At 62.1% G+C, this 12303-nt stretch carries 13 protein-coding genes; 5 read left to right on the top strand and 8 right to left on the bottom strand.

Going from position 1 to position 12303, the window contains the following annotated elements; translation table 11 throughout:
• Nucleotides 1–41 precede the first annotated feature (41 nt).
• The gene (locus PQR53_RS26295) at nt 42–1067 is read left to right on the top strand and encodes a zinc-dependent alcohol dehydrogenase family protein (protein WP_408460544.1); all 1026 of its coding nucleotides are present in this window, start codon (nt 42–44) and stop codon (nt 1065–1067) included.
• Nucleotides 1068–1157: 90 nt separating this feature from the next.
• On the opposite strand, the gene PQR53_RS26290 is transcribed toward PQR53_RS26295, so the two are convergent.
• Nucleotides 1158–1529, bottom strand: coding sequence for a response regulator (locus PQR53_RS26290; protein ID WP_408460541.1), 372 nt, complete (start codon nt 1527–1529; stop codon nt 1158–1160).
• Between the two features lie 117 nt (nt 1530–1646).
• Nucleotides 1647–3485, bottom strand: a complete 1839-nt coding sequence (locus PQR53_RS26285; protein ID WP_408460538.1) for an ATP-binding protein — start codon at nt 3483–3485, stop codon at nt 1647–1649.
• A gap of 863 nt (nt 3486–4348) precedes the next feature.
• Between PQR53_RS26285 and PQR53_RS26280 the strand changes: the two genes are divergently transcribed.
• Nucleotides 4349–4750 (top strand): DUF3331 domain-containing protein, encoded by a 402-nt coding sequence (locus PQR53_RS26280; protein ID WP_408460535.1) that lies wholly within the window; start codon nt 4349–4351, stop codon nt 4748–4750.
• A 38-nt stretch (nt 4751–4788) separates the two neighbouring features.
• Here PQR53_RS26280 and PQR53_RS26275 read toward each other — a convergent pair whose 3' ends face one another.
• On the bottom strand, nt 4789–5700 hold the full coding sequence (locus PQR53_RS26275; RefSeq protein WP_408460532.1) for a LysR family transcriptional regulator: 912 nt from the start codon (nt 5698–5700) through the stop codon (nt 4789–4791).
• Between the two features lie 326 nt (nt 5701–6026).
• On the opposite strand from PQR53_RS26275, the gene PQR53_RS26270 reads away from it, so the two are divergent.
• From PQR53_RS26270 to PQR53_RS26260, 3 genes are all read left to right on the top strand, one after another.
• Complete coding sequence (locus PQR53_RS26270; RefSeq protein WP_408460529.1) at nt 6027–6272, top strand: DUF4148 domain-containing protein; 246 nt, start codon at nt 6027–6029, stop codon at nt 6270–6272.
• Between the two features lie 154 nt (nt 6273–6426).
• Nucleotides 6427–6843, top strand: coding sequence for an organic hydroperoxide resistance protein (locus tag PQR53_RS26265; RefSeq protein WP_408460526.1), 417 nt, complete (start codon nt 6427–6429; stop codon nt 6841–6843).
• A 235-nt stretch (nt 6844–7078) separates the two neighbouring features.
• Nucleotides 7079–7249 (top strand): hypothetical protein, encoded by a 171-nt coding sequence (locus tag PQR53_RS26260; protein WP_408460523.1) that lies wholly within the window; start codon nt 7079–7081, stop codon nt 7247–7249.
• Nucleotides 7250–7376: 127 nt separating this feature from the next.
• Here the strand turns inward: PQR53_RS26260 and PQR53_RS26255 are convergent, their stop codons facing one another.
• Genes PQR53_RS26255 through PQR53_RS26235 form a run of 5 tightly spaced genes read right to left on the bottom strand, consistent with a single transcriptional unit; the run spans nt 7377 to nt 12043 of the window.
• The gene (locus PQR53_RS26255) at nt 7377–8270 is read right to left on the bottom strand and encodes a transporter substrate-binding domain-containing protein (protein WP_408460704.1); all 894 of its coding nucleotides are present in this window, start codon (nt 8268–8270) and stop codon (nt 7377–7379) included.
• Between the two features lie 51 nt (nt 8271–8321).
• Nucleotides 8322–9527 carry an aminotransferase class I/II-fold pyridoxal phosphate-dependent enzyme gene (locus PQR53_RS26250; RefSeq protein WP_408460520.1) on the bottom strand — a complete coding sequence of 402 codons (1206 nt, stop codon included), beginning with the start codon at nt 9525–9527 and terminating at the stop codon, nt 8322–8324.
• 31 nt (nt 9528–9558) lie between these two features.
• Entirely contained in the window at nt 9559–10239 is a 681-nt protein-coding gene (locus PQR53_RS26245) for an RraA family protein (protein ID WP_408460517.1), read from the bottom strand.
• Nucleotides 10240–10266: 27 nt separating this feature from the next.
• Entirely contained in the window at nt 10267–10767 is a 501-nt protein-coding gene (locus tag PQR53_RS26240; RefSeq protein WP_408460514.1) for a LeuD/DmdB family oxidoreductase small subunit, read from the bottom strand.
• Between the two features lie 7 nt (nt 10768–10774).
• Nucleotides 10775–12043 carry a 3-isopropylmalate dehydratase large subunit gene (locus PQR53_RS26235; protein WP_408460511.1) on the bottom strand — a complete coding sequence of 423 codons (1269 nt, stop codon included), beginning with the start codon at nt 12041–12043 and terminating at the stop codon, nt 10775–10777.
• Nucleotides 12044–12303 lie beyond the last annotated feature (260 nt).

Here is a 12303-nt window from a genome sequence, read left to right as displayed (position 1 = left end):
CGCCTGCGATGCGCCACTCTGAGTAATCTGGAGTAGCTCTGATGTCCGAAACCATGAAGCGCTGGGAAATTCCCTCGTACGGCGTTGACAAGCTCGCGCTGAACACCGTCGCACGCCCCACTCCCAAGGCCGGCGAAATCCTGGTCGAGGTTGAAGCGGTCTCGTTGAATTACCGCGACCTGGTCGTTGCCGCCGACGGCATGGGCTCGAACCTCGAATTTCCCTTCACGCCGGCCTCGGACATGACCGGCACCGTTGTCGCGCTCGGCGAAGGCGTGACGCGTTTCGCGGTGGGCGATAGGGTCATCTCTTCGTACATCGCCAACTGGATCGACGGCGCGCCGCTGTCGTGGGCCGATTCGCCGACGCAAGGTGGACCGATTCCCGGCATGCTGGCCGAGTACGTGGTGACGCCCGCTGACTGGTGCGTTCTTGCGCCAAAGTCCCTGACGGCTGAAGAAGCCAGCACGTTGCCGATCGCGGCGCTGACGGCTTATATGGCGCTGGTCGAGGAAGGTAATCTGCACGCGGGCCAGACCGTCGTAGTTCAGGGCACGGGCGGCGTGTCGCTGTTCGCCATCCAGATTGCCGCGGCCAATGGCGCACGGGTGATCGTGACCACAACCAGCGACAGCAAGATTGCAGGCGCGATCCAGCTGGGCGCAACACATGGCATCAACCGTAATACGCATCCGGACTGGCAAGACGAAGTGCGCCGCCTCACCGACGGACGCGGCGCCGAGCACATCCTCGAGATGGCCGGTGGCGAAAACCTCGGGCGTTCGCTGCAGGCCGTGGCGCCCGGCGGCCGCATCTCGGTCATCGGCCTGCTCGAGTCGGACTCGGTGACGCTGCCCATCATGCCGATGCTGGGCAGCCGGGCTTCGATCGTCGCGATCGCCGTGGGTCCGCGCCGCGTGCTCGAAGACCTGGTCCGCATGATCGACGGGCGCGCACTGAGGCCGGTCATCGATGCGACCTACGCGTTCTCCGAAGTGAAGGAGGCCTTCTCCCACCTGAAGCGCGGTGCCTTCGGCAAGATCGTCGTGAAGGTCCGTGCTGAATAAACGAAGTAAGCAACGCAAGCGCGCGGGCCGATTCCACACGCGGTATGTTGTTTGTGGTTTTGCGATGCGCGGAAGATGCCTTGAACGCGGCTACGGGGCGCCGAGCGCCACCGAGAGCCAATGCGTCATGACGGACGCCTGATAGGGTTTTTGCAGCATCACGAGAGCGCCATTGCCCGTCGCCTTCGCCTGTAACGAGGGCGTAGGGTAGGCACTGATAAAGATGGTCGCCGGCGCTTGCCCTTGCGCCACGAGCCGCTCATGCATCTCTACGCCCGACATTCCCGACATGCGGATGTCCGACACGAGACACGCGGTGTCCGACACGTCCCCCGATGCGAGAAACGCCTCCGCGGACTCGAACATGCGCGCTTCCCACCCCATCGATCGCACGAGGCTGCCCAGCGCGCGACGAACCGCCTGGTCATCGTCGACAATTGATACAACGGGCGTCTTTTGCAAAATGGTGGCCCTCGCCTCTCTCCCTGGATCACGGCGGTGACATTCCGCGCGTGGATCCTGAAGACCAAGCCTAGCTTACAAAGCCGACGACCGCGATGATACGAATGTATAACCGCCTTACGTGAGAGCGGCCACCGCGGCGGCCGCCGGTAACGAGAAGCTGAACGTCGCTCCGCCCTCCGGATTGTTGGCCGCCCAGATTTGACCGCCATGCGCTTCGATGATCGAACTGCAGATGGCGAGCCCCATTCCCATACCCGTGCTGCGAGTGGTGAAAAATGCGTCGAACAGCCGAGGGAGGTTCTGCTCGCTGATGCCCGGTCCACTGTCTCGAACCGACACCACCACGTTGCCTTCCGGGTCGCTCGTTGAGGTGACAACCATCTCACGGCGGCTGGCGGCAGCGGACATCGACTGCATGCCGTTGACGATCAGGTTGATGAGCACCTGCTGCAGTTGCACGCGGTCGCCGAGCACGTCCGGCAGATTGGAGCCGAGCGACAGCACGAGTGCGCCGGCGTGCCGTTCGACCTCGGCGCGGATCAGTTTCGCCGCTTCCTCGATGAGCTGATTCATACCGACGGCCGTGCGCTCCGGCGGCGCGCCCTTCATCAGCATGCGTACTCGCTGAACGATGCCGGCCGCCCGGTTTCCTTCGTCGGTAATCTGGGTCACACACCCTTCGATCTCTTCCATATTCAACGGCTCGCGACGCAGCCAGCGCAGGCAAGCTTCGCCGTTCGTCACGATGGCCGCGAGCGGTTGCCCCACCTCATGGGCGATGGATGCGCTCAGTTCTCCCAGCGCCGTAATCCGGCTCGCGCGCGCCAGTTCATTCTGAGCCTGCTGCAAGCGGGCCTCGGTCTGTTTTGCTTCCGTGACATCCATGAGAGCGCCGATAAACTGTCGCCTGTCCGGCTGTCCTTCCGCGCGGTGAGCGACGACATGCAGATACTTGACCCGTCCGTCCGGGAACAGCAGCCTGTGTTCGATATCGAAACCGTCGGCTGTTTCGCCGACGTCATGGAGCATCCGTTCGAAGACGCGCAGGTCCTCCGGATGAACACGCTCGCGTATCGTCCCGATGCCCGGCGCACTCGCCGGGTCCTGTTCGAAGATGGCGAACGCCTCCTCGGACCAGAAGATTTCGCCGGTCGCGATGTTCCATCCAAAGCTCCCCGTGCGGCTCAACTTTTGCGCTTCGGCCAGATATTGGGCCTGGCTCCTGCGCAGCAACTCTTCGGCGCGCTTGCGCTCCGTGATGTCGTTGTTGGTCTCCAGCATGGCAGAAGGCGCGTTTTTGTCGTCGTGTTGCAGCGTCCAGCGGCTCGCCACAATGACCTGGCTGCCGTCGCGCCGGGTATGCGTCAGCTCCCCCTCCCAATGTCCGTCGCGCAACAGCATGCGCTGCACTTCGTCGCGCGGCGCCGGGAATACCGTCTTGAGCAGATCGTCGGCAGCCTTGCCGGTCGCTTCCGCCTTACTCCAGCCGTAGAGGACCTCGGCGGCATGGTTCCAGTAAATGATGACCCCGGCCGTGTCGCGCACGAAGACCGTGTCGTGCGTCAGATCGAGCAGGCGCGCCTGAGCGCGCTGCATCTGTTCCATGCGCCGGATGCGCCGCACCAGCGTCGTGACCGCCAGCGAGGTAATCAGAAAAGCCGCGAGAGGAAAAACATCCTGAAGCTTCTCGATCTGGAAGCTGAAAATGGGCGGCGTAAAAAGCACGTTCAGAAGCGCGGCGCCCACCAGCGAGAAAATCGCGGACGAAACGAAGCTGTCGAGAAGCGACAGCAGTACGACGGCGATGAGCATGCAGAAGCCGGTGGTCGCGAGACGCACCTGGAGGTCGAAACAGATGCCGGCGATGGCGGCAAGGGCGACGCAGCCGCCGATCCACAGACCGATCAGATAGCCAGGCGTGCTGCTCTGGCGCGACGAACCGAGTGCGCTCACCACTTTCCTCCCCATGGCGCCCCTTTCACGCGTGCAGGCGTGCGGCGTCAGCTTCCTCGACATGCGTGGGCGGAGATTGCGTGCGCTTTCATTTTATTTACATGCATGAAAGCTTTTCGCCTTTCCTTAACGCGTTTGCAGCGCCGATTATCATATACGTCCGTATAGGCGAGGAGAAGGATCGTTTAATCGTTTCCCCCAGACGCGGCCGACCCGGACCCGGCCTTCCCGCGTGTCGCGTTATACGGGCGTATAGCCGGATTACGCTATCGCGGCACTGCCATACCCCACCGTAGAATAGATTCCTCCTCCTGCCCTGCGTACGCTTGAGTCATCGCGATCGGCGCATCTCCGATGACTGCGGGAAGCCTCCCCCGACCACCCAGTCCTCATCCCCTGTGCAGAACCGCGACCCGGCAGCCTGCCTTGCCGCGCCCGCAATCCGTCAGCCTGACCGTGTTTCCTTTAACTGCAGCATCGCTTCAAAGGAATTGACCGTGTCGCACGATCTTCATACCTGGCTCTTCATCGGTGCCAACGCCTACGTTGAATTCACATTTGTCCCATGGCTGAACCGCAGCGTGTACCGGCGCACAGTCGACTACTCCGCGGTTTGCATCCAGTAGGCCCGCGTGCTATTGCCCCACGGTTGCTCAATCACTGCTTCGACTCTTACTGACAAGAGGAAGACGATGTTGAACGATAAGCCCCGCCATGCACCCTTCGAACCTTCATCCGAGACAGATATTTCGTATTCCTCCCCTGCGCGCGAGAACGCGGCGCCCGTGGGGGCTCCGCGCGTGCTCCCCGTTTCCGCGGGGATGGGCAGAGTCGGCCGGCGCAGGTCGGCGCGCCATGCGTCAATGCCGCTCGACCCGGACCCCTGGAGTCGCACACTCGCCGCGCTCCAGCAGTTCAATGCTGCGCCTCGCGAGTTCCCTGATGAGCTCATGTACTCGCGACTGCAGTCGCGGCCAGACGCTGCCCGCCAGAAAGCGCCCACGTTTACCGTGAACGTGCTCGAGTACCTGGCCAACAGGCTCGTCGTGGTCTCCTGGCACGACCCGACGCTGTGCAATTACGAAGAGCAGGTGTGGTCACCGGCGCTCGCACGACACTCCGGACAATGCGCACTGTCGGGATCGCGCATCAGCAGAGGTGACACGGTCTACAAGCCGCGCACCCGGGGGCGCATCGCACCGCTGAACGGTGACGCGATGATTCTCGCTTCGGCACTGAAGGGGGTGCCCGAAAACCAGGCCTGACGCGCGCAGTTCGTTTCGATTCCGCGCATGATGCGCAGTTACTCGCCGGTCTGCTGAAGCGTCTCGGCCAGGTGATTGACCACCGCACGCGTCTTCGCCGCCATTTTCTGCCCCAGGGAAATGATGGCATGGACCGGTGGTCCATTCACATCCGCTTCCGGCAGCAGATGAACAAGCCTGCCTGAGCGCACATAGGGCAGCGCGACCCGGTCGTGTATCTGCGTGATACCGAAGCCGGCAAGCGCGGCCTCCACCAGGGCTTGACCATCGGCCAGCACCAGCACCGGCGGGAGTGACACCTCGCGCACCGAAGCGCCATCGCGCACGCTCCAGGATCGCAGACGCCCGCCCGGTCCGCGAAACACAATGGCGTCATGGTTGATGAGATCAGCGAGCGTCTTGACCTCGCCTTTGCGCTCGAGATAGTCGGGCGACGCATAAAGCCCAAGCCGCAGGTCGCACAGTTTGCGCACCGTCAATTCGCTATCTTCGGGAAGTGCGCCGATGCGAACCACAACGTCCCATCCCTCGCCCACCGGATCAGACATCCGGTCGGTCAACGCCATTTCCAGCGTGAGCTTCGGATACTTCGCCTGGAGCGCGACGAAGCTCGGCAACAGAAGGCGCCCAAACCCCGCGGGCAGGTCGATTTTGACGCGCCCGACAGGTTCGGAGCGGCGGGCGGCCAGCTGCTGCTCAGCCTCACGCAATCCGTCCAGCGCCTCCTGCGCAGCCGCAAGATAGGTCTCGCCGTCTTCAGTGAGGCGCACGGCACGCGTTGTCCGCTGGAAGAGCCGGGTAGCCAGCCGCGCTTCGAGGCGCTGAACGGCCTTGCCGACATTCGACTTGCTACTGCCGATTTCTTCCGCGGCGCGGGTAAAGCTGCCGCTTTGCGCGACCGCCACAAACACTGCGATTTCGTTTATCGGTGCATCGGTGCGGTCGTTCATGTCTTGACCCGTTACGCAAATTGTGAAAACAGCGAACTGTAGCAGGCGCCGGCTTTGATCAGCGCCGCTCATCATGGGATTTGACCCGAACGTCGCGATTCTCCGGCTCTTCAAACGGCGGCTTTGTGTCGCAATGTATCTGAGCGTCGCAGCGATACACAACATTGCATTCGCCCCGTCTTTCGACACACGCCAGATACGTCGCAACGTTCTAATGCATCAACGCCAAACGACACATGGATCCGATACCGCGGATGCAGATCAGGCGGCCATGCTGGCTCCCTGGGGTCCGTGCGCCTTCCCATCTTTAGATTACGGAGAATGACATGAAAACTTCTATCCTCGCTTTGGCACTCGCCGCGTCCCTCACCACCGGTCTTGCTCACGCCTCTGAAACGGCGGCGGCACATTCAACAGACTCTGGCGTCGCGCAATCGCAATCGTGGAGCGCTGCCGGCAACGGCCAGGACGTCGCACCAAAAACGCGTGCGGATGTTCGTCAAGAACTGGTACGGGCTGAACATGACGGACAGCTCGTTTATCTGAACAACAATCTGTATCGCGGAAGCTAGGCATCCCTTGCTCGAAGGAACGATTTTCCTTCGAGCGTGAAAAGCCATCCGATTGATATCAGGTTCAATCGTAGAGACGACTGGCCCCGTCACGGCAGTTTCCGCCCGATCGTTCTACGTCCATCACTAAACGCAACCAGAGAAGGAGTCAATCATGACGCAACTCGAAAAAGTACTGTACACCGGCAAAACACACACGACGGGTGGCCGCGAAGGCGCATCCCGCAGTTCCGACGGCCGGCTCGACGTCAAGCTCTCGCCGCCGGGCACATCAGGAATGGGCACCAACCCGGAACAAATGCTCGCGGCGGGCTGGTCCGCCTGCTTCATCGGCGCAATGGGGCTGGCGGCCGCCAAACTGAAGATTGCCCTGCCCGCTGACACCGCCGTCGACGCCGAAGTCGATCTGGGCACGACCGATGGCGCCTACTTCCTGCAGGCTCGTCTGAACGTCAGCCTGCCGGGTGTGGAGCGCGAAACCGCCGAGGCGCTCGCGAATGCCGCGCACCAGACCTGCCCGTACTCCAAGGCTACCCGCGGCAATATCGATGTCGTGATCAACGTGATCTGACGCGCAGCACGTGTCGCGTTTCGCTCGAATCGATTCGACTTCCGGCGCCTGCGCATGAAGGACCGGCGGCCCGGGCGCGGAAACTGCTACTCGATAGACCCACTGATCGCTAGCGCCGGCGCCGTTCCACAACGGCACGCCGGCCACGCGACTTCAGCGGCTCACTCGGAGCGGCCGGTAGCGCCTTCATGACAGGCACCAGGGCCCGTCCGTCGAATCGAACAGGAGAAAAACGATGACTCTGCTCATTTATCTCGCAGGTTGGATCATTCTGATAGGTGGCGTGGCGTGGGGCTTGATGGCGCTGCATGTCGCACAACATACGATCGCGATCGTGGCGGTCATCATGCTCGGCCTTGCCGTGATCACAGGCGCGACCCGCGTACGTAACCGCGACCGGTCATAGGGGCGGTCACGCTTGCAATCCTCCGCTTTTAATCTTCTCTTCCCACCCAACGAAAGACGCCGCAATAAAAAACGGAAGAAGCCCCCACTTCTTCCGTTCAATCAAACCGGCTGGACGCCCGCGCCGTTCAATCGTCCATCGGGCGATCGTTCGGATGCGCGAAGACGGCCTTCAACGTATCGCTCATCGGCAGCCCGAGGTTGATGCCCTTGGGAGCAATCGGTGACATGAACCACGTGTTGTAAAGCGACTGGCCACGGCCATCCGTCTCGAGCCGCGTGATGGTCCGGTCGACAATCGCCTTAAGCGCGGTGTCGCCCTTGGGAAGCATGCATGCGATCGCTTCGTGCGTTTGCGGCGCGCCGGTGATCACATAGTCGTCCGGGCGGTGCGCGGTCGCCCGTTCGCTCGCGAGCACGTCGGCATCCATGAAGAAGGCTGCGGCGCGGCCTGTTTCAAGATTCAGGAACGACGCGCTGTGGTCCCGTGCTTCAACCAGCGTGATATTCGCGTTCTTCTGCTGAATATAAGATCTGATGTAACGCTCGGACGTGGTCCCGGTGGTGACCGCGACGGTTTTGCCGTTCAGGTCGCTAAACGAATGGATGTTTGAATCCGCCTTCGTCAGCAGCCGCGTTTCCGTCACGGAAATGGTATTGGAGAAGTCAACCTGCTGGGCGCGCTCCTTGTTGTTCGTGGTGCCGCCGCATTCGAGATCGATCGTGCCGTTCTGAACCAGTGCGATGCGGTTCTGCGCATTCACCGGAATCATCTTCACCTGAAGGCCCGGCGCACCGATCGTCGTCTTGATCTCCTTGACGATCTCCTGCGCAATGTCCTGCGAATAACCGATCACACGTTCGTTGTTGTCGTAATAGGAGTACGGCACCGACGACTCGCGGTAGCCCAGCACGATCGTGTTCCTGGTTTTGATGGAGGCGAGCCGTCCTGTCAGATCCTGTGCCTGGGCACTGAGCGCCACACAGCCGAGCAACATCAGGGCAGCCGCGCGATAAGGCAGACTATTCATTTTTTCCTTTCCCGATAGTGAATAACGCACGCTTCGTCCAGGTCAGGAACGCAGCGCTGAACAGGCGGCAGCAATCCGTTTGCACGCTATTTCCAGTTGCTCGAAGGAGGTGGCAAACGAAATGCGAAAGGCCGGCGAGAGGCCGAATGCCGCGCCCTGGATCACCGCGACTTCCTGGCTTTCCAGCAGGTACATGACGAAATCAGTGTCGCTGGCGATCACCTGCCCATTCGGCGTGCGCTTGCCGATGACGCCCGCACAGGATGGGTAGACATAGAAGGCGCCGGTAGGACGCGGACAGAAGAGACCGTCGATCGCGTTCAGGCTTTCCACGACGAGGTCGCGCCGCCGCTGGTACTCACTGCGCCAGCCCGCGAGAAAATCGGTGGGCCCGGTCAAGGCGGCCAGTGCCGCGGCCTGGCTCACGGAGGACGGATTACTGGTGCTTTGGGACTGCAGCTTGGCCATGGTCTTGATGAGCGCCTTCGGGCCGCCCGCGTAACCGATTCGCCACCCTGTCATCGCAAATGCCTTCGACACGCCATTGATGGTCAACGTGCGCTCTCGCAGATGCGGGTTGCAGCGGGCAAACGTGGCGAACTTCAGACCGTCGTAGATGAGATGCTCGTAGACGTCGTCGGTCAGCACCCAGACGTTGGGGTGACGGCCGAGCACCTCGCCCAGCGCGACGAGTTCATCTTCGGTGTACGTCGCCCCGGTCGGGTTGCAGGGAGAATTGAGCACGACCCATTTGGTGCGCTCGGTGATGGCCGCTTCGAGCTGGGCCGGCGTCATCTTGTAGTTGCTGTTCGCGTCGCATTCGACAATGACGGGGCGCCCGCCATTCAACAGCACCATATCCGGATACGAGACCCAGTACGGCGCGGGAATCACGACTTCGTCACCCTCTTCCACCGTGCTCGTGAGGGCATTGAACACGACCTGTTTGCCGCCGTTTCCCACGGTAATTTCATCGGCGGAGAACACGAGACCGTTCTCGCGCTCGAACTTGGCGCAGATGGCGCGCTTGAGTTCCGGTGTACCGTCCACCACCGTATAGCGCGTCTTGCCGGCTTTCATCGCCGCGTAGGCGGCTTCGACGATATGCGGCGGCGTGTCGAAGTCCGGCTCGCCGGAGGTCAGGCCGACGATGTCGCGCCCTTGTGCACGCAGTTCCTTCACGCGCGCGGTGGCCATTGAACTCGGCGATGGTTTGATGCGCTCCATCCGGCTGGCAATCAGTTTCATTCTGGTCCCTCGTGACAACATGAAAAAACGCTCAGGCAATGACGCCTTTCTGCTTCAGGTAGGTGTCGATCCAGCCGCGCTTGTCCTGCCCGGCGAGAATCGCCTCCTTGCGTTGCTGCTCCCTTTGGGCCTGAGCGGTGGCGGCAGCCAGCAGGTTTTCAAGCTGCGCGGCGGGAACGGCCACCAGACCGTCCTCGTCGCCGACGATCAGATCGCCGGCTTCGATCACGAGGCCGCCGATCGCCACCGGTACATTGATTTCCCCAGGGCCTTCCTTGAACGGACCGCGATGCGTGTTGCCCCGGGCAAAGCACGGGAAGTCCGCCGCGTAGAACGCGGCAACGTCACGCACGGCGCCGTCGATGACGAAACCAGCAACGCCGCGCACCTGCGCGTGCATCTGCATCAATTCCCCGACCAGCGCCTGGGTCACTTCACCGCCGCCGTCGACCACAATGACGTCGCCTGGCTCGGCCATATCGATCGCCTTGTGGATCATCAGGTTGTCGCCGGGCCTCACCTTGACCGTTACGGCACGGCCCACCAGCTTCTTTTGACGGTGGTAAGCCTTCAGCCCGATCACGCCGCACAGCCGGTGCATGTTGTCGCTGATGTGCGGCGTGACGACGGACTGAAAGCGTTCGACGATCTCTTTGCTGATCGGCGCCGGCATCGGCATGATGCGAAAGCCCGGCATGGTTTGATGGCTCATGAGTTCTGGTCCGGTTGACAGGGGAAACTAAAGCGTCGAATGCTCGCGCAGGTACGGCACGAGCCCGCCTGCGTCGAGGATCTTCAGAAGGTCGTGTGCAATCGGTGCGGCCTCGATTTCGTGACCGTCGGACGCACCCCGCACCACGATGCGCGGCCCCATCTCGATCTCGATCGCATCGCCCTCCGCGAGCCGGCGCGTATCGCATTCGATCGGGTAGAGTCCGTTGTTGACCGCATTGCGGAAGTAGGTGCGCGCAAAACTCTGGGCGAGGACGATGCGGATGCCGGCGCCGATCACGGCGGTCACGGCAACCTCCATCGCCGAGCCGCAGCCAAAGTTCTTGCCCGCCACGAGGATGTCGCCGACCCGCACGGAGGCGGCGAATTCAGGCGCGATGGTCTCGAACAGATAGTTCTTCAGTACGGCCGGATCGAGGGATTCCCGCTTGCGCCGCGACGAGATGATGTAATCGGTATTGACGTCGTCGCCAAAGCGGCGCGCGGTACCCTTGATGGACAGTGACATGCTTCTTTTATCGCTTGACGGAGAGAGTTTGAGGACTGGCTATCCGGCCTGCGACAGCACTTGCGGCGCACACTTCCGGCGACGCCAGGAAGACGTTGGCGCTGGCATTGCCCATTCGTCCTTTGAAATTCCGGTTGGCCGTGGAGATCACGTTGGCGTCGTCTTCGGGAATCGCGCCGGCCGTGCCGCAACATGAGCCGCAACCCGGCGTGACGATGATCGCGCCCAGCGCGATCAGTTCGGCCAGTTCGCCGCCCTGGGTCAGCTCGTACAACACCTCGCGCGACGCGGGCGTGACCACCAGTTGCACGCCCGCAGCGGGCCTGCCGAATTCACGGAACACCGCAAGCGCCTGCCGGAAGTCTTTCGCACGGCCACCCGTGCAGGTACCGAGATAGGCCATCTGCACGGGCACCTCGCCGAGTTCGTCGAGACGCGCGACGTTGTCGACGTTATGCGGGCGGGCCACGTATGGGCACAAGGTCGTGAGATCGATATCCAGGGTCCGCGTATAGACCGCGTCCGCGTCCGCTGACAGGCCTTCCAGCGGGCCGTCGACGCGTCCGGCGAGATAGCGCTCGCAGGCTGCGTCGAAAGGGAACACGGCGTTCTTGGCGCCCATTTCCACCGACAGGTTGGCGAGCACCAGCCGATCCTCGAAATCGAGCGTGTCGAGCCCCGCGCCGTGAAATTCCAGCGTCTGATACGCAGCGCCGTCCGCGCCCAGCAGCTTCGCGAGATGAAGCGCGAGATCCTTCGGATAGACGCCGAGCGGCAACTCGCCCGCCAAGGTGATCCGGATCGACTGCGGGACTTTGAGCCACACCTTACCGGTCATCATGACGCCCGCCAGATCCGACGAGCCAATACCGGTCGCAAAACAATTCGCCGCGCCGTAGGTCACCGCATGACTGTCGGCGCCGACGAGAAGCCGGCCAGGCGCGGCAAGGCCTTGTTCGACGACGATCTGATGGCCAATGCCCTCGCCGATGTCGAACAATGGAATGCCGTGCTCGCGGGCGAAACGCCGGATTCTCGCCTGTAACATGGCGGCCTTCGGGCTCGGCGCCGGTGCATAGTGGTCGAGTGCAAACAGCAGTTTCGCGGGCGCATGGACGCGCGAGGCGCCCATCGCCGCGAAGTAGTCCATGGCCATTGGAATGGAGCCGTCGGTGCCCATTGCACAATCCACTGCACAGATCGCGATATCGCCCGCGTTGACACTGCGTCCCGAACTGAGGGACAACAGCTTTTCTGAAAGGGTTTTTCCTGGCATATCGTGTGTCTCGCGATTCGGAACGGGCGGGCATACGCGGGTTCAACCTGGTGCCGACGGCTGCTTGCCACGCTCTTTTTACCGGTGCCGCCTTGGCCGGTCACCGCCTGAGCGAGTATCGCAAACCACAAAGGGCCGTATCGTGAGTAATCGGCATCGCGACCGATGAATAAAATTCCTGGGTCGCTTGCACGAAAGCGTGGCTGACCCGAGGCACGGCGTCCTTGCCAAACCCGTGGCACGGGCCGATACTTCGGCGC

The sequence above is a fragment of the Paraburkholderia fungorum genome, from assembly GCF_046027605.1.
GTDB classification, from domain to species: domain Bacteria; phylum Pseudomonadota; class Gammaproteobacteria; order Burkholderiales; family Burkholderiaceae; genus Paraburkholderia; species Paraburkholderia fungorum_F.
This window is presented reverse-complemented; position numbering and strand designations above follow the sequence as displayed.